The sequence below is a fragment of the Caballeronia sp. genome (assembly GCF_028292365.1).
In the GTDB taxonomy this organism is placed as follows: Bacteria; Pseudomonadota; Gammaproteobacteria; order Burkholderiales; family Burkholderiaceae; genus Caballeronia.
Window position 1 is genome coordinate 1 of sequence record NZ_JAQGMM010000250.1, and the last position, 17,552, is coordinate 17,552.

Genomic DNA, 17,552 nt, shown 5'->3' on the forward strand with positions numbered 1-17,552 from the left:
CCGCAAGTTGGAGCGCACGGTAGGGCCGGAAGCGGTCAAACGTGTGTACAGCGCGATTGACGATTTTGCTGGCGGGTCTTGAATAAGCAGCTAGCCGTAGTTTTACGCACCTGGATTTATTTAGCCACCCATTGCGCTCGCCCTTTGAAAGCTTTCATTGCGCTTGTCATTTAAACGTGCCGTATTGAGCGGCGAGGCGCCAAATGGAGCGAACAATGGCGGGGTGTATGCTATTGCCGCAAAATCCGATCTCCCACGGCATTCCTGCCAAGGCGAATATTACGGGGCTTTCAAGCCACGTGGCGACAGATTAAATCGCTTAGGTTTCAAGTGAGAATTCTATTCGTGCCCCGATTAAATGTTTAATCACGGTGCGGACATTTTCCAGGAATATGCGCGCCTGCATCAACTTGATTTTCACCATTGTGGTTTGGCGTGAATGTAGTACCCGCAACACTCCCTTTCCACGCCGCTCTCCATCATATCGGCGGACTGTCATCTGATATATCGCATCACACCAAAATCCGGACGTCGCATTGAAGCCGATGCGAAGCGTTAAAACACGTGGACGCAGCCATATTACAACCGCGCCCGCATCTACACCCTACCTCGCTCGGTCGCTATAAGGTGAAACGCTATTCCGAATTATTTTATTTGAAGAACCGGTATTCAAAAGGTAGTATGTTTGAACCTGAGAGAGCCGCACTGCACGTTATTCATGCCAGGATATATAAAAAGAGGGTCCAGACTATGAAGCCAACATTCATTTTGTCCGCGCTCACTGGCGTCCTGCTTTCTGCGCAGGTAATTCCTGTCGCAAACGCCGCCGTCTATTCAAACGGCACGAACACTACGACGTTTAACGTCACGCTCACATTGCAGGCGAATTGCACGATCTCGGCAACCCCGCTGAGCTTCGGCACGAATGGCGTACTAGCAACGGCGATCAACCAGCAAACTACTCTCGCGGTCACCTGCACGAACACTACGCCGTACAACGTCGGACTGGACGGCGGCAATGTGGCGAGCTCGACCGTTACCGCCCGCTTGCTGGCCGGCACGGCCACGGGGAATACCGGCACCACCGTAGGCTTCCAGTTGTATCAGGACGCAGGGCACGCAACTGTATGGGGCGCCACCCAAGGCACGAATACCGTAGCCGGAACGGGCACCGGATCCTCGCAATCACTTACGGTTTATGGTCAGGTGCCCCCGCAAGCCACACCGAAACCGGATCTCTACCAGACCACTGTCACTGCAACGGTCTATTTTTGATTGCGTCCGGCAGTCTCATGGTTAGGACGTCGAATCTCCTCGCGTTACTGCTGTGCGTAGCAACGCTGAGCGCGCAGGCGGCGACGCTGCAGATTTCGCCCGTGATGGTAGATCTCCAGTCGAGCGAGAGCGCAACGGGCATCACGCTCCGGAACCCGGGCGACCGCCCGCTCTATGGTCAGGTGCGCGTGTATCGCTGGGATCAGTCGAATCACGACGACACGCTGACGCCAACGCAGGAAGTGGTCGCGAGCCCGCCGTTGATCCAGATCGCCGCGCAGGCTGATCAACTCGTCCGTCTGGTGCGCACCACGCCCACTCCGGTCGCGGCCGAGCAGAGCTACCGGATCCTCATTGATGAACTGCCTGCGCCGGATGCGACCGCTACCAGCGGCGTGATGATCCGCCTGCGCTATTCCGTACCGGTGTTCGTGGAACCGGCCGGCAAGATGGCTCAACCGGCGCTTTCCTGGCACCTCGACCGTGACGGCGAGGGCTGGGTCCTGCGTGTTGACAACACGGGTCAGAGGCGTGCGCAGATCGCTGCCGTTCAACTGGTGGACAGCACGGGCAAGGTCTATGAGATCAACAAGGGATTGCTCGGCTATGCGCTGGCCGGGCGTACCCGTCAGTGGACAGTGCCGCTGCCGGCCAACGCCAACATGAGCGGTTCCGTGAAGGTGCGGGCCGCGATCAACTCGCTGCCGGCTGAAGCTGTGGTCACCGTTGGGCAGCCGGGCTAGGCAACGGCATGACTTTATCGCTTTGTGACTACGTCCCTGCATGCCTGCGGGTGCCGGACGTTGACATGATGCGCCCCCATTCAATCGATGAGAATCCGACGACGGCCAATAGATCATTTGTACAGCCTCCGCATCGCGCTAGTCGCCACGGGGATGAACGCCGTCCTTGCCTGCGTGCAGGTCTACGCGCAAGTGCCGCCGCGTCCCGCACCAGTGAGCGCAACCCGGCCACATGATGTGTATCTCGAAGTGGAACTCAACGGCCAGCGCACCTCGGTGATCGCGCAGTTTCGTGAGTTGAACGGGCACCTTGCCGCAACGGGCAAGGACCTGGGCAACATCGGGCTCGCACTGGACCGGCTCGGAATTGCGGACACGGCTGAAGTGCAACTGGATGCCATTCCCGGACTTCACTACACCTACGACGCTGCGCGCCAGACGGTCTCCTTGCAAATTCCGGACAATATCCGCAAGCCCTATACCTTCAATACCCGGGCACAGGTCAAGACGCCTCCGGCAACTTCGTCGCGCGGGTTGCTGATCAACTACGACGCGTACGCGCAAAGCAACACGGATGCGCAGCTCGCGATCTGGAGCGAGGAGCGATACTTCGATCCCACCGGCGTATTCAGCAATACCGGCATCATGTACCTGTATCGCAACGATCGTCGTTATACGCGTTACGACACATCGTGGAGCATGTCCGACCCCGTTGCATTGAACACGACCCAATTCGGCGACACTATTTCTTCGTCGCTTGCGTGGTCGCGCTCGGTGCGCATCGGCGGATTTCAGTGGCGCAGCAATTTCGCGTTGCGTCCGGACCTGGTGACCTTCCCCGTGCCCGCGTTTGCAGGGTCGGCAGTGGTGCCGTCGTCGGTGGATCTCTATATCAACAGCGTCCGGCAGTACAGCGGCAACGTGCCGAGCGGACCGTTTATCGTTAACAACGTGCCGGGCATTACCGGCGGTGGACAAGCCACCGTGATCACGCGTGACGCGCTCGGCCGTAGTGTCGCGACGTCGCTGCCGCTGTACGTGGATACGCGCCTGCTCGCCGCCGGACTTTCGAGCTATTCGTTCGAGGCGGGTTTCCTGCGCCGTTCATACGGCCTGGATTCCTTCGACTACGACCCGCGGCCGGCGGTCAGCGGATCGGCGCGATACGGTGTCAATGATCTGCTGACGGTCGAGGCGCACACGGAGGCCACCAGCGGGGTCTATAACGCCGGTGGCGGGGCGCTGGTGCGGCTCGGCATGGCGGGTGTGGTCAATGGCTCGCTGTCGGCCAGCGCAGGGCGTCTGGCCGGCACGCAGGCAAGCCTGGGTTATGAACTGGTTGAACCGCATTTTTCCATCGATGCCGAGACCATTCGCGCGTTCGGCAACTATGGAGACCTGGCCGCGAGGGACGGTACGCCTGTGCCGACCGCGACCGATCGAGTGACGCTGGCGCTGCCACTCTTTGCCAGTCAGACCTTTTCGGTCAGCTATATCGGCTTCAAGTTTCCGCAGACACAGCCCTCGCAAATCGGCTCGGCGTCGTACACGGTGAACTTCGGCAATCTGGCATCGCTGAATCTCAGCGCATACAAGGATTTCAAGCAGCACGATTCGCGTGGCGTGTTCCTGAGCGTGAGCTTCGGCCTGGGAAACAACACGTCTGTCAACGCAAACGTTGGCAGACAGAACGGGCAGTCGAACTACAACGTCAACGCTACACGTCCGCCCGATTACGACGGCGGCTGGGGCTGGGGCGTGCAGGCCGGCGACGCGGGCTCCGCGCCGTATCGACAGGCCCAGGCGCAGTATCTCGGCAAGGGCGGCGAGGTCACGGTCGTCGGGCAGGATGTCAACGGGCAGGGCACAGCGTCGCTCGATGTGACCGGCACCGTCGTGCTCATGGACGGCAGCGTGCAGCCATCGCGACGCATCTACGACGGCTTTGCGCTCGTGTCGACCGATGGCGTGGCAGGGATTCCCGTGCTGCATGAAAACCGTGTGATCGGTGTGACCGATCACGGAGGCCATTTTCTCGTGCCGGATCTCAACGCGTATCAGGACAACCAGGTGGGGATCGACGGTATGAGGCTGCCCGCTGATGCGCGCATCGATACAACTTCGATGGAACTCGTGCCGCAGTCGCAGTCGGGCGTGCTGGCGCGTTTCGGGGTCACGCGTTATAGCGCTGCCTCGGTGATCCTGCAGGGACCCGACGGCAAGTTGTTGCCTCCGGGGGCGGTGGTTCATCACGAGGAAAGCAGCAAGGATACGATCGTTGGCTACGACGGGCTGACCTTCGTCGAGGGTTTGCAGCCCGACAATCATTTAGTTATCGAAAGTGGTTCGCTGCATTGCCGGGTGGAGTTCGCGTTCGAGCGACCAGGCGATGGTTCGCTCCCGACCATTGGACCGATGACCTGCCATCCAACTGCCGGGAACGCGCAATGAGACGAATCATGTTTCTCGTGTTCTTCGTGGCCCTGACGCTGGGCGTGCCGGCGCGTGTGAGCGCGCAGAGCTGCTCGGCCGTTGCATCGGCGATAAGTTTTGGTTCGGTGAGTCCGATCAGCGGCGCGGCAGTCGCTGCAACCGGCAATGTCAGCGTGACGTGCACGTGGCCCGCCATCACGCTGGTACCGAATGCGCAGGTGTGCCTCAACCTGGGCGGCACCAGTCCGCGCTCGCTGACGAACGGTACCCACCTTTTGCAGTACGACTTGTATCAGGACGCCGGGCACTCACTGGCGTGGGGATCAATCTATTCCGGCACTACGCCGATATCGCTCACCTTGGTCAAACCTGCGCTTGGGACCAGCGTGACCCAGGCCGTGACAATCTATGGACAGGTCACTGCCAATCAGCCGACGGTACCCACTATCGGCAACGGCAGCACGCTGTACAACCAGGATTTTGGCGGCAGCCAGACATCGATCAATGCAGGCTTTTACCTGCTGTTGGCGCCCGCTTGCGCATCGCTGACCGCTTCTGGAGGCACCTTTCCATTCAGCGCTACCGCAACGGTAGTGAACAACTGCAACATCAGCGCGACGAACCTAAATTTCGGAGCGACCGGCTTGTTAAGCCATGCGTTGAGCGCGACGGCTTCGATTACGGCGCAATGCACCAACGGCGATGCGTACCGGATTGCGTTGAACGGCGGCACGACCGCCAATGTGGCGGCTCGGCAGATGGCACGCTCGGGAGGAGGCGGTGCGGTCAACTACCAGCTTTACGTCGATGCAGGATTGACCACCACCTGGGGCGACGGCACCGCCGGCACCACTCAGGCGACCGGTACAGGCACTGGCAACTCGCAGGTGCTGACGGTGTATGGCACGGTACCCGTGCAAACCACGCCAGCGCCGGGCACGTATACGGACACGATTACCGCCACGATCAGCTTTTGAAACCGCATGACGGCAGCCCCGCATTGGGTCTGGACGCTTGCTCGAACGGGTACTTAGAATCCCACCATCCACACTGTGGATTGCTTGCCGCTGCGATCGGCGTATTGCACCGTCGAGACGGGCAGGGCTGGATCGAGCGCCGTGAGTGCGATGTCGTAAGGCTGACCATGCAGGCACGAAACGCTGGGCTTCACCGCGACCGCGAGGTCGGCGGCCGACTGGATCACACAGCTTTCCTGCACGATCAGGTTGACCGACAGCGTGGCCAGTTCAGTGGGTGAGACGTCCGATGCACACGCGCCCAGCACGATTGCCGCGAGTGTAAGCGTTTTATTTTTTCGCAGCATATGAAAATGGAATGATGATGCCGTTGGTGCGCAAATATCCTGTTTGCAGCACGCCGAAAGCGGCCCGGATGCGCCCTGGGAATGCACTCCCGCACTCCCCGAAACCGCTCTCCAGTTCTATCGGCACGTGGGCGCGAGACTTTAGCGACATTGCGCAGAGTAAGCGTTCAGAGCGGCTACGGCGATCATTTGACCCGTTCGTTTCAGGCTGCTCATCAGGCTGTCCAGCCAGACGCATCTCTTGCTCCCGAACCTGCAACACGCAGAGGCAAGCATCAAAAGACCATGGTTTTTTCGGCTCAGCTATAGTCGCGGCTTGACTACCCGTCAACCTATTGACCCGACGCCGGAGTCCCATGAGCCTGTCACTCAGAAGCGTTCGCTATTTCATCGCTGTCGCTGAAGCTGAATCGGTAACCGGCGCGACCCAGTCGCTCAACATCTCACAATCGGTCATCACGGACGCCATCAAGGGGCTTGAGACCGAAGTCGGCGCGCAGCTCTTTGTACGCCACGCCCGCGGCATGGTCCTCACGCATGCGGGGCACCAGTTCCTGCGTCATGCGCACCAGATCCTCGCTGCGGTGCGCAATGCTCAGCAGGCCATGTCGTCGAGACCCGACACCATGACCGGGCGGTTGAACATTGGCGTCACGACCATGATGACGGGCTACTTCCTGCCGTATCTGCTCGATCACTTTCGCCGCGTGTTTCCGAAGGTGGAGGTCAACGTGATCGAGGACCAGCGCGACTACATCGAACATCTGCTGGTGAATGGCGAACTCGACGTGGCCGTGCTGATCGTCTCGAACATAGAGAACACGCAAGCGATTGAAACCGAGTCGCTGATCACGGCCGCCTGGCGTTTATGGCTGCCGGCGAACCATGCATTGCGCGGGCTTGGCAGCATCTCGCTGCGTGAAATTGCCGACGAAGCGATGATCATGCTCAAGGTCGATGAGCTCGAGGACAACACCAATACCTACTGGCGCGCGTCCGGGTTCAAGCCGAACGTGGTGATGCGCACGGCCTCAGTGGAGGCGGTACGCAGTCTTGTTGCGACCGGTGCGGGTTTGGCGATTCTGCCCGATGTACTTTACCGCCCGTGGTCGCTCGATGGTGACCGGCTCGAGGTGCGCAACATCATGGAAGAAATGCCGAAGATCGATATTGGCATTGCATGGCGTCGCGGGCTCACGCAGTCGGAGACAGCACAGAACTTTCTTGTAGTCGCGCGCGAACATACGCGTGGACACGCCAAAATCTCTATCTGAATTTCCGATATTACGCTGATCGCGTTCTGTTTTACGGAAAGCTAGGGGGTAGTGGGAGAGGGTCATTCTGTGCGGTCCATGCGGCCGTCATGGACCACACACACGGCTTTCGCGGTGTGACAGAAGCCGGTAATTGCGCCAGGACCGCTGCAACCTGCTTGTTTGGCTCCAGTCATCGCAGCAACGGTACGCCGTAAAACAGCGTAAATACGCCTCCCGTTCGGAATTATCGATAGCTCCTATCTGTGATGCTGGCTGGCGGCCAAAAAAATCGCAACCCTAAAATTGCTGCATGCCTCGACGCTTGCGCAAAGCGTACTCAGGAACACGGCGCCGAGTGCCTCGCATTCTTCTTCCAACAAGAGAGAGACAGACACATGGAACAGACCCTGCAAACCAGCCTTCTGATCGGTGGCGAATTTGTACCCGGGGCAGGGAATGTGGAGGATGTCCTGAACCCCGCGACGGGCGACGTTATCGCGCGGATTGCCGAGGCATCGCTGGATCAGGTTCAGGCGGCCGTTGCCGCTGCGAGCCGCGCGTTTCCCGCGTGGGCGAAGACCGTGCCGAAGGATCGCGCGAACCTGCTGCTCAAACTCGCCGATGCCATTGAGGCACGGGCAACCGAATTCGCGCGGCTCGAGTCGCTCAATTGCGGCAAACCGTATCTCGGTGCGCTCAACGACGAGATCCCGGCGGTGGCGGACGTATTCCGTTTTTTTGCCGGTGCTTGTCGCACGCAGCATGGGCAGCTTGCCGGCGAATATTTACCGGGCTATACCAGCATGGTGCGGCGCGATCCGCTGGGCGTGGTGGCATCGATCGCGCCCTGGAACTACCCGTTGATGATGGCCGCGTGGAAGATTGCGCCGGCGGTCGCAGCGGGTAACACGGTTGTCCTCAAGCCGTCCGAGCAGACGCCGCTCACCACGCTCAAGCTTGCTGAACTCATGGCCGCGATCTTCCCGCCCGGGGTGATCAACGTGGTGACTGGGCGCGGCGACACAGTGGGCGCACCGCTGATCGCGCAACCGGACGTGCGCATGATTTCGATTACCGGCGATGTATCGACGGGGCAGAAGATTCTCGAAGCGGCGTCGCGCACGGTCAAGCGCACGCATCTGGAACTGGGCGGCAAAGCGCCGGTGATCGTCTTCGACGACGCCGATCTGGAGCAGGTCGTCGCAGGATTGCGCACCTTTGGCTACTACAACGCGGGACAGGACTGTACGGCTGCGTGCCGCGTGTATGCGGGACCGAAGATCTACGAGAAGCTGGTGGCCGACCTCTCCAGCGCGGTGAGCACGATCCGCGTGGGTGAGCAGCATATGGACGGCGTGGAGATGGGGCCGCTGATCTCCGAGCGCCAGAGAAGCCGCGTGGCGAGCTTCGTGGAGCGGGCTGCGAGCCAGCGTCATATTGAAGTCACCGCAGGCGGCAAGGCGGGCGCATCGCGCGGATTTTTCTACGAGCCAACGGTGATCGCGGGCGCGTTGCAGACCGACGAGATCGTGCGGCGTGAGGTGTTCGGGCCAGTGGTGTCGGTGACCCGTTTCGACGATACGGCCCAGGCGATTGCGTGGGCCAACGACTCCGACTTCGGGCTCGCGAGTTCCGTGTGGACGGGCGATGTGAGCCGCGCGTTCAAGGTGGCCGCCGAGCTGCACTACGGTTGCACGTGGATCAACACTCATTTCATGCTCGTGAGCGAAATGCCCCATGGCGGCATGAAGCGCTCCGGGTATGGCAAAGACATGTCGGTCTACGCGCTCGAGGACTACACCTGTGCGCGCCACGTGATGGCGAAGTTCGAGTAGCACACCTGCTCAACGGCTCGCAGCGATCCGGAAAATTGCCGCGAGCCGCTTGTGGCAGATGTTTTTTTCATGCGTTCCAGCCGTTCCCGTTTTTAGCCGGGCTTCTTGTCCCTTAGCAGTCCCTTCGACGTTCTTCAACCCTTTGAAGTCAAACCGAGCAAGAGGAAAAACATGGAACCAGTCAATCTGCCCGACGCCTCCGCCGCGCTGGACCACGACGCCCGGCAACTCAAGAACATGGGTTATACCCAGGAACTTGCGCGCCGCATGAGCGGCTTCTCGAACTTCGCCATATCGTTCTCGATCATCTGCATCCTGGCAGGGGGCATTACCGCGTTTCCGCAGGCGTTGAGCGCGGTGGGCGGTGCGTCTATCGGCATCGGCTGGCCAGTCGGCGCGCTCTTTGCGATGGTCGTTGCCGCTTCAATGGCGCAGATTGCGTCGTCTTATCCGACGGCCGGCGGCCTGTATCACTGGAGTTCGATTCTTGGCAACAAGGGCTGGGGCTGGGCGACTGCATGGTTCAACCTGCTCGGGTTGATCTTCGTGGTGGCGTCGGTGAATTTCGGCGTCTACGATCCGTTCTTCAAGACGCTGATCGCGCCGCTGTTCGGCATCAATCCCGACTCGCTCACGTTCTGGCACCAGACCGCGTTCATCGCAGCGGTGACGTTGACTCAGGCGTGGCTCAACCATAGCGGTATCCGCATCACGACGATCCTGACCGATCTTTCGGGCTACCTGATCTTCGCGATAGCGCTGCTGCTGACGCTGGCGCTGCTCGGGTTTTCGAAGACGCCGTTCGATTTCGGGCGGCTTATCGACTTCAGTAATTTCACCGGTTTCGATGGCGGCGCGTGGCCCAAGCAAGGCATGCTGGCGGCGTTCCTGTCGGGCCTTTTGCTGACCATCTACACCATCACCGGTTTCGACGCTTCCGCCCACACCTCGGAGGAAACGCGGGATGCCGCGCGCAACGTACCGAAGGGCATGCTGCGCGCCGTGCTCTGGTCGGCGTTATTCGGCTACATCATGGTCTGCGCATTCCTGCTTGTGATGCCGGACATCAAGGAAGGCGTGAAGCAGGGCAGCGGATTCTTTAATGCGCTGCTCAGTACCTTGCCGGCATGGTTGCGGATATCACTTGGTATCGGGATTTTCTTGTCGAACTATTTGTGCGGTCTGGCTTGCCTCACGTCATGTTCGCGGATGATGTATGCGTTTGCACGCGACGGTGGACTGCCGGCGTCGAACTGGCTCAAGAAGGTCAACAATACTCATTGCACGCCGGGCGCCGCGATCTGGGTATCGGCACTTCTTGCGATTGCAGCGACGTTATATGGCGACGCGTTCGCCGTGCTCTCGACGGGCAGCGCGGTGTTCTTGTACGTCTCTTATGTGATGCCGGTAGCAGCCGGGTTGAGCGCTGAAGGCAAGACATGGCTACGCAAGGGTCCGTTCAACCTGGGCATGTGGTCGAAACCCATTGCGACGCTGGCGGTGCTCGGCGGGGCCGTGCTTGTTTATGTCGGGATTCAGCCGCCGAACGAAAAGGTGCTTTACATCAGCCTGTTGCTCATCGCGATCATGGCCGTGTTCTGGTATGGGTTTGGCGTGAGGACGCGGTTTGCAGGACCCCCGGAGGTCAAGAACGAGATGAACGCGGAAGTGGAAGCGGTGAACGGTTGATAGATATGCTTATTAATGGGTCAGATCGATTATAAGAGATCGTTCGCACCGGACCGATCAGCAGCGGGAGCATGGGAAGACCTCAATCCATGCTCCCGCGGCTAAGTTCGACTAGAGGATTGCTTGTCCACCTGACACAAGCGGCGGTTCATCCGCGTGACTTTGCAAGTTGCGCAACCAGTCGGCAATCGCCTTGCTGGTCCAGACCGGATCGTCGTGAGGCAGATCGTGGCCAGCCCACGCATGCACCGCGTGGGCAGCACCCCAGCGAGCCGCTATGCGCGTAGAGCAGTCCGGATTGACCAGCCGATCCGCCTTCGATGAAAGCAGCAACGTAGGGCAAGCGGGCGCGTGACTGTCGGCGCGAAAACGCGCTGCTGCCCACAGTTGACGCAGACCGTTCGCAGCGCTCACTGGGGCGCTTTGCCTGATCGCAACCCATACGGCAATGTCGTCAGCCTGGGTGTCCAGCCGGTTGCACGTCAGGTCGTGGATGATCGTTTCGCACTTCATGGGGGCCGCCCATGAAGCGGCAGCGCGCATGAGCGCGGGCCAAACCTCGGGCCGAAGGCGCTCGCTCATGGCGCTGAATGGCCGCATGCTGGTGTTGATCAGCACCAACCGTTCGACCTCTTCCGGATGACGCTGTGCCCAGCCGGCCGCGACCATACCGCCCAGCGACATGGCAACCAGCCGATACGGCGGCAACAACCCGGCATCGGCAGCGCGCGCTCGGACGAACTTCACCATGTCCGCTACATCGAGCGGGGCGTTCAGCGCGTTTTCACGGCCGTTTCCAGGCAGGTCGAGCAGCGCGATGCTGTTTGCATCGCCATTCAAACCTGCTTCAACGCGCAGTTGCTCCGGAAATGAACCCCAGTGACGGCCTTCGCGTGTTAGTCCGCGCAACAAGATCCACGTGCTCATTGTGAGGATTTGCGCTGCCAGTGTTCCATGGCGCGCTCGAGGATCTGTTTTCTCACGTCGCCCTTGGGGAGCCATCTATTCGATGCAAACGCCGCGCGTGTCAGGAAATCCAGGAAGTTGGCGTGACGGCGCAAGACCCGTTCGACGCGGTGCGCCTTGATCGGGTTGAACATGCCGAGGCGGGAAAAGATCTGGCTGGGATTTTTCCGGATCCAGCGCCATGAGCCCAGTTCAAGGGTCATCGGCAGGAACACGTTCGGTGCCGGCGTCTGGTCATAGGCGCAGTCCCAGAGATCGCCGTGAAGCAAATATTGATGACTCTGCGGTTCGAACGCGTAGCCGTGATGCGGATACGCCTGTTCGAACATGGTCTTGAGCTGGTACATCTCGGGGAGATGAGGCATTTGCTGCCTGGTTCGCGCGTAAGGAAACCAGATGCTGTCGCCCCAGCCGTAACCTGAGTGACAGTCGAGTGCAAGGCTGAGTGGGCGTGTCATCAACTCTTGCTTCACGACATTGAGCAAGGCGGCGCTCTCGAGTTCCAGAGAACCTTGGGCCGGACCGCGATACCACGGCAACCATGAACCTATACGCTGGCCGCCGGCAAGGAAGGGGACGCGTCCTTCAGCACTTTGGGGGGCATTGCGCATAAGGTCGACGCCGTTCGGATTCGAGCGGGTTTGTGCCCACATGCCGCCCGGATTCACGATCGGCATGAAAACAAGCCGTACCGAGCGCAATTGTTCGTGCAGCAACTCGTCCCATTCGAGACGCCGTAGCAGCGCGCGCATGTAGTCGAGGATCAACTGCGTACCGATGCGCTCCAGGCCGTGCACGCCGCCAAAAAAACCAATGGCAGGTGCTTCCGGATCGTTCGATCCGATCGCCGCGGTAAGGATCGGGAAGGAGTGTGCGCCGGCGCGTACTTCGCCCACCGTGCGCGCCTCGAAGCGCGCGCCGCCGGCCGCCAGAATGGCATTGAGGTCATCGAACTCCGCAAAGCTTGCAGAGGCTACGCTTAATGGTCTCATGCCCACGACCTGTTTTTGGATGCATCCTGGGGCGGCCGGAAACACAAATGACCGTTTCAGGATGCCTGGTACGCTCAGGACTTGCCTGGCCTTCCTGTTTTGACTGTCTCGACAGCGGCGACAGCCGCAGTGAGTTGTTCGATATTAGCGCGCTCAAGTATGAGCAATCCCGCCCGCAAGAGCTCGCCTTTTTTGACGTGGACGCCATTGGCGAGGCATTTTTGCTTCAGCAGGCCGATTTTGTCGTAATCGGACTTGGGCATTGTAAAGCTGTCACGAACGACCTTCTCTTTTTTCGGCCGCTTGACTTTCTCTTCGGCGGCGACGGGTACAACAGGCGCCGTTTTAACCTTCGATTTAGCCGGCGCTTGCACTGCCTTGCCTTCGGTTTCCTTTGCCGTCTCGACCACTGCTTTAGCGATTGATTTGCGTTAGCTTACTGCCGGTTCGGCAGCAGCCGTTTCTGCGGTCTTGGGGAAATGAAAAGCCTTCTTGCTAGGGGCCTTCGTAGCGGGTCCGGGCATGGAGTCTCCAATTAGGTAAAAGTATAAACAGTATATACTCTTTTTGAGACAGATCGCGCGAGGGTTTTCGAAGAGTGGTTCTATACACGGTTTGCCTGGGTTTGCTTGAGCTTGCGCTGGCGGAACCCTTGATTTATAGGCGCGAAACAGGCGTCAACTCCAGCGCTACCCCTAACGGACGGCGATCACGAACAATCGTGGAAACGGAAGCAGCACCGTCCCGTCCGGCAACGCCGGATAAGCTTGCCCAATCGCTGTCTTATAACGCTCCAGAAACGCCAGCCGCTCGTCCTCAGTAAGTGGTTCCAGAAACGGCCGCAGACCACTTCCCTTGAACCACTCGACGACCGCGTCCGCACCGCCGGCCAGTGCATGATGATAAGTAGTCCGCCAGACATCGGGTTTCGCGCCGCAGGAACGAAGCAGTTCGAAATACCACGCGGGACTTGCCATCGGCGTCCGGGCCTTCGTGACCTCGGACAACTTGCCGGCCCAAGGGCCGTCGGCCGCAACCTCACGCATCAGCCGATGTGCGGGTTCCTCGAGATTGTCCGGCATCTGGACCGCAAGACAGCCGCCAAGTGAAAGCTTCGCGACGAGTGCAGGAAACAAGCGGGCGTGATCGGGCAACCACTGGAACACAGCGTTGGCGAGGATCACATCGAACGGGCCGGCGACATTCCAGGCTTTGATATCGGCGATCTCGAAGTGAACGTGCGGCAGGCGCTTGACGGCCGCTTCGATCATGTCCGGCGAGCTGTCGAAGCCGCTTGCCGCAGCTGTAGGAAAGCGCGCCATAAGCGCTTCGGTCGAATTGCCGGGACCACATCCGATGTCCACAACCGTGCGTGCTTCGATGTCCGGGACGGCAGCGAGCAGATCGCGGATCGGACGGTTACGCTCGTTTTCGAAGGTTACATACTGCTTGGCAGACCAGCTCATTGTGAAGCTCCTCAATAGATGAATGACAGAACAATGCTGTTCTGAAAGGTTTGACGAGTTCGAAACCGCAGGCCTCAATGTTCAAGCGTCTACGCGATTCAACTAAGGTACAGCATGCGTGCAACCGGTCGCAGGTACTGACCGGGTGAACGCGCGTTTCCGGTTATGAATTTATTGGCAATGGCGTAGGGATTGCGAGGGGATTGTGCGTGTGCCGTCAGTTTGCGCATTGCTGATGTCTGAGTAAAATGAATTTATTATTCTGATTGATCAATATTTCTTATGAAGATCGACATTCTTGGTGTTCAGGCGTTTGTTGCCATCGCCGATAAAGGCAGCTTTCAGAACGCAGCGGACACATTGCATGTCACGCAGACGGCGATCACGCAGCGCTTGCGCAAACTCGAAGATTTTCTTGGCGTGACGCTGATCGAGCGCACCACGCGTTCCATTGCGCTCAGTCTGATCGGCCGGGATTTTCTGCCGCAAGCGCGGCGTCTGCTGGAGGAGTTGGGGGACGCGCTGCTGGAGATACGCGAGACGGGTAAGGCTGAGCGAGGCGATGTGTCTATTGCCTGTGTGCCCACGGTCGGCGTGCAGTATTTGCCGCGCATCATGCAGGAGTATTCGGCGAGGTATCCGAACAACCGGATCAAGATTCTCGATCACGCGTCGTCGGCGGTGGCCGATGCAGTGCTGCGTCGAGAAGCGGAGTTTGGTATCAACATTGCGGGCGCGCATCATCCTGAACTCATGACGATGCCGTTGCTTGAAGACCAATACGTGCTGATCTGCCACGAAGCTCATCCGCTTGCCAAACGCCGGCGAGTGGCGTGGAAGCAATTGCAGCCATACCCGTTGATATTTGCCGGACAGGTCAGCGGCAATCGCGCGTTGCTTGATACGGCGTTGGGCGCGAATGGGCTGGGGTTGCAGTCGTTCTACGAAGTGCAGCGGAGTTCGACGGCGGTTGGGCTGGTGGCCGAGCGTATCGCCACGGCGGTGGTGCCGCGGCTTGCTGTGCAAAAAGGCGCTTATCCGACTATCCGCACGATTGAACTGGTGGATCCGGTGGTGTCGCGGGCGCTGGTGCTGGTAGTCCGTAAGTCCGCGCGGCTGTCGCCCGCCGCACAGGCGCTTTACGACATGATCAAGGTGCGGGCGGTGCGGCCGAAGGGATGATCAGAGTTAATTGGATTTTCGCTCGCCCCGTGGGTGATTTTTGGGTTATCGGTCCTCGATCGATCCGGGTTATTGCTTTCAGAAAGAGCGATCTGCTTGAATCGGATCTACTCTTTAATACTATTAACCACTTACAAGTAGGCTTGCAATTATTTCATCCTGTCGATCGTGCTGAACTTCGGGTTACCTATGTGGGGAAGGATATCCAGCTTGCAATATCAGACCGACGAGTCTGCGTTTGAAGATACGGTTGACCGCTCAGGACGACACTACAGCGCCGCGTCTACATTGAGACGATCAGCGCGCACCAATACCGGCATGATGAAGATCAACTTTCGCTGAGCTGCCGGCGACCCATGCGCCTGCATGCGAAAGTGTCCGCGCGGCCAATGCGCTCGCATCTCACGGTCGGGGCCGTCGCCACTGCCAGACGTGCCGGACTGCTCGGGAAGTACAGCCGGTCCGACGACGTATCGGTCGTAAAGGCCTTCGGTTGCTTCAAATTGCTCAAGGCGTTTGCGTTTCCCCAACGCCGCGGGCTTGCGCGGGGCCGTACTATAGGAACGCTCGTGAATAACGGGTGCGACGTCCAGCGAAAGATAAAGCAACACCTTCACCACGCAGTCAAGTACGCGCCGCCAAGAGTCCATCGAGAAATCGTCCGAACACTGTTGCGCGGACAGTTCGCCGACGATCCAGTCAATCGATACGTCGTCACCGTCCGCTTCAATACTGAAGAACGTCACGGGTAGTGCTAGCTGCGGCGAATCCTCGCCCGGCCAAACACAAAACGTGAGGCATCTTGAGTTCTTGTTCCAGCCATCCGGAGAGGCCTGATTAAACACCATCACGGCTTCGAAACCGTCATGGCGGTCACGCACAGCGGGTTCCGGCACGATACAGATTGCTGGCGCGGGCAAGCGCAGCAGCGACAACGGTTAGCTCGCAATATCGCTCACTTCCAGCAAGCGATGCAGTGCGGAAGTGGGTTCATAGAGCGCGCCTTTCCTGAGCCAAAACGCTTGACTGATCGCGCTTTTGGTGTAGATCTCCGGAAGGTTGCGTTCATCCTCGCCAAAGGGGGCTTCGCCTAGACAACGAGCGACGAAACCATCCAGTTCATTTTGCAGTTCCATGACCGGATGATTTGGATCGGCAAGCGCGGCCCCTAGCTTCGCACCATCACGGCCCGCCAGGCGCCGGGCAATTGCCCACGATTCAATCGCACCCGAAGCGCGATAACGCACGGGGATCGGCAGGCGATCGAACCGATGACGCGTCGTCTCCAGACACGCCATCATCGCATCCCGGGCCGCCACGTTGAGCGGCGAGACATCCCGCTCTATCTCTTTCTTGGTTAAACGGTGATGCACTGGTGGGTCAAACTGATCGTCGTGCGGGATCAAACCAGTATTTCCAAATGTGAGCTTGATTGTCATGATCGGTCAAACGAAATAAGGGGTCGTACGGTGTTGCACGTTGGATCGCCGATGTATCAGCGTCCGGGATCATCCGGGCCGCGCCCAGTCGTCTTTTGCCGTCGCGCCTTTCGCACGCGGATTGACCGGGCTTGACGTATTAGGGTGTGTAGCGCTCGGCTGCGACCTGTATCGCTTCACCGCGTTCGCATTCGTCCCCGCCAGTTGCAGCGAGTTATCCTGCACCTCCACCTTCACGGGATCGGTTGTCTTCCATTGCTTCTTGGGAATCACCAATCGCCATATTGAATCGGGCCCACCGTCCCTAAAGAACGCAACGATCCCAACGAACTGTGCATTCTCATCCATCGGCTCGCTAATGCTGGCACTCGCATTGGGTCGAAGCACGACATCCGTCGTACCGAGCAGGTCGGGTTTCAGTACATCCAGATCATTGCCTTGCAACTGCGCATAGTCCAGATGCTCGAATGCCTGCGGCGTCTTCAACTGATAGACCCGGAGCACCGTCGACAGCGATTGTCCGGCGCCGCTTGTATTCAACGACGACCGGCTCACGAGGTCGAGGTTCATAGTCTTGATTTGCGTTGTGAATGCCCACTTCGCCGCGTCCACTGTTCCGGTTTTCACGGACTGGACCATGCCGCAACCCGCGATAGTAAGGGTGACACACACGGAGGCGAATAGAAGCGCGGGGCGTTTGATTTTGTTGCTCATTGGGTTCGTCCATTTTCTCAATGCTTCGTGCGAGTGATCTCGCTTTGACCATTCCACGTGCCGAGTTGCACACGCGTGATAGCGCCCGTTTCATAGGGCCGTGCAGTTTGATGCAACTGGCTTGTGTAGCCGAGACGAACTTGATCGGAAGCGATGTCCGCTCTCGGCATCAAGTCCGGCGAGACATGCATTTCCAGATGCGCGTTCGATTCGTAGCCGAGATAGAAGCGCAGTAGCG

At 59.2% G+C, this 17,552-nt stretch carries 16 protein-coding genes and 1 pseudogene; 8 read left to right on the top strand and 9 right to left on the bottom strand.

The window, feature by feature from the left end; all coding sequences use genetic code 11:
- Positions 1 to 750 precede the first annotated feature (750 nt).
- The 4 genes from JWR14_RS15725 to JWR14_RS15740 all read left to right on the top strand — a co-directional run bounded on the left by JWR14_RS15725 (position 751) and on the right by JWR14_RS15740 (position 5,428).
- Positions 751 to 1,275, top strand: a complete 525-nt coding sequence (locus tag JWR14_RS15725; protein ID WP_299708301.1) for a spore coat U domain-containing protein — start codon at positions 751 to 753, stop codon at positions 1,273 to 1,275.
- A 17-nt stretch (positions 1,276 to 1,292) separates the two neighbouring features.
- On the top strand, positions 1,293 to 2,018 hold the full coding sequence (locus JWR14_RS15730; protein ID WP_299708303.1) for a molecular chaperone: 726 nt from the start codon (positions 1,293 to 1,295) through the stop codon (positions 2,016 to 2,018).
- A gap of 153 nt (positions 2,019 to 2,171) precedes the next feature.
- A complete protein-coding gene (locus JWR14_RS15735; RefSeq protein WP_366144546.1) occupies positions 2,172 to 4,469 on the top strand; it encodes a fimbria/pilus outer membrane usher protein in 2,298 nt (765 codons plus the stop codon).
- A gap of 8 nt (positions 4,470 to 4,477) precedes the next feature.
- Positions 4,478 to 5,428 carry a spore coat U domain-containing protein gene (locus JWR14_RS15740; RefSeq protein ID WP_299708326.1) on the top strand — a complete coding sequence of 317 codons (951 nt, stop codon included), beginning with the start codon at positions 4,478 to 4,480 and terminating at the stop codon, positions 5,426 to 5,428.
- A gap of 53 nt (positions 5,429 to 5,481) precedes the next feature.
- Here JWR14_RS15740 and JWR14_RS15745 read toward each other — a convergent pair whose 3' ends face one another.
- The gene (locus JWR14_RS15745) at positions 5,482 to 5,775 is read right to left on the bottom strand and encodes a hypothetical protein (protein WP_299708307.1); all 294 of its coding nucleotides are present in this window, start codon (positions 5,773 to 5,775) and stop codon (positions 5,482 to 5,484) included.
- Between the two features lie 356 nt (positions 5,776 to 6,131).
- Here JWR14_RS15745 and JWR14_RS15750 point away from each other — a divergent pair, with 356 nt between their 5' ends.
- From JWR14_RS15750 to JWR14_RS15760, 3 genes are all read left to right on the top strand, one after another.
- Positions 6,132 to 7,049 carry a LysR substrate-binding domain-containing protein gene (locus tag JWR14_RS15750; protein ID WP_299708309.1) on the top strand — a complete coding sequence of 306 codons (918 nt, stop codon included), beginning with the start codon at positions 6,132 to 6,134 and terminating at the stop codon, positions 7,047 to 7,049.
- A 377-nt stretch (positions 7,050 to 7,426) separates the two neighbouring features.
- Positions 7,427 to 8,866, top strand: coding sequence for a gamma-aminobutyraldehyde dehydrogenase (locus JWR14_RS15755; protein ID WP_299708311.1), 1,440 nt, complete (start codon positions 7,427 to 7,429; stop codon positions 8,864 to 8,866).
- Between the two features lie 171 nt (positions 8,867 to 9,037).
- Positions 9,038 to 10,555, top strand: coding sequence for an amino acid permease (locus JWR14_RS15760; RefSeq protein ID WP_299708313.1), 1,518 nt, complete (start codon positions 9,038 to 9,040; stop codon positions 10,553 to 10,555).
- A gap of 111 nt (positions 10,556 to 10,666) precedes the next feature.
- Here the strand turns inward: JWR14_RS15760 and JWR14_RS15765 are convergent, their stop codons facing one another.
- The 4 genes from JWR14_RS15765 to tam form a co-directional block, all read right to left on the bottom strand.
- The gene (locus tag JWR14_RS15765) at positions 10,667 to 11,482 is read right to left on the bottom strand and encodes an alpha/beta hydrolase (RefSeq protein ID WP_299708315.1); all 816 of its coding nucleotides are present in this window, start codon (positions 11,480 to 11,482) and stop codon (positions 10,667 to 10,669) included.
- The gene (locus JWR14_RS15770; RefSeq protein WP_299708316.1) at positions 11,479 to 12,513 is read right to left on the bottom strand and encodes a M14 family zinc carboxypeptidase; all 1,035 of its coding nucleotides are present in this window, start codon (positions 12,511 to 12,513) and stop codon (positions 11,479 to 11,481) included. The genes JWR14_RS15765 and JWR14_RS15770 overlap by 4 nt, the downstream gene beginning before the upstream one ends.
- Before the next feature lie 74 nt (positions 12,514 to 12,587).
- Positions 12,588 to 12,923, bottom strand: coding sequence for a hypothetical protein (locus JWR14_RS15775; protein WP_366144547.1), 336 nt, complete (start codon positions 12,921 to 12,923; stop codon positions 12,588 to 12,590).
- Between the two features lie 285 nt (positions 12,924 to 13,208).
- The gene (tam, locus tag JWR14_RS15780) at positions 13,209 to 13,979 is read right to left on the bottom strand and encodes a trans-aconitate 2-methyltransferase (protein ID WP_299708317.1); all 771 of its coding nucleotides are present in this window, start codon (positions 13,977 to 13,979) and stop codon (positions 13,209 to 13,211) included.
- A gap of 282 nt (positions 13,980 to 14,261) precedes the next feature.
- Here tam and JWR14_RS15785 point away from each other — a divergent pair, with 282 nt between their 5' ends.
- Positions 14,262 to 15,161 (top strand): LysR family transcriptional regulator, encoded by a 900-nt coding sequence (locus JWR14_RS15785; protein WP_299708318.1) that lies wholly within the window; start codon positions 14,262 to 14,264, stop codon positions 15,159 to 15,161.
- Between the two features lie 269 nt (positions 15,162 to 15,430).
- Here the strand turns inward: JWR14_RS15785 and JWR14_RS15790 are convergent, their stop codons facing one another.
- The 4 genes and pseudogenes from JWR14_RS15790 to JWR14_RS15805 all read right to left on the bottom strand — a co-directional run.
- The gene (locus JWR14_RS15790) at positions 15,431 to 16,096 is read right to left on the bottom strand and encodes a hypothetical protein (RefSeq protein WP_299708320.1); all 666 of its coding nucleotides are present in this window, start codon (positions 16,094 to 16,096) and stop codon (positions 15,431 to 15,433) included.
- A 3-nt stretch (positions 16,097 to 16,099) separates the two neighbouring features.
- Positions 16,100 to 16,600, bottom strand: coding sequence for a hypothetical protein (locus JWR14_RS15795; RefSeq protein WP_299708322.1), 501 nt, complete (start codon positions 16,598 to 16,600; stop codon positions 16,100 to 16,102).
- A 69-nt stretch (positions 16,601 to 16,669) separates the two neighbouring features.
- Complete coding sequence (gene tssJ, locus JWR14_RS15800; RefSeq protein WP_299708324.1) at positions 16,670 to 17,314, bottom strand: type VI secretion system lipoprotein TssJ; 645 nt, start codon at positions 17,312 to 17,314, stop codon at positions 16,670 to 16,672.
- 17 nt (positions 17,315 to 17,331) lie between these two features.
- Positions 17,332 to 17,552, bottom strand: a pseudogene (locus tag JWR14_RS15805) (type VI secretion system baseplate subunit TssG); the annotation flags it as partial.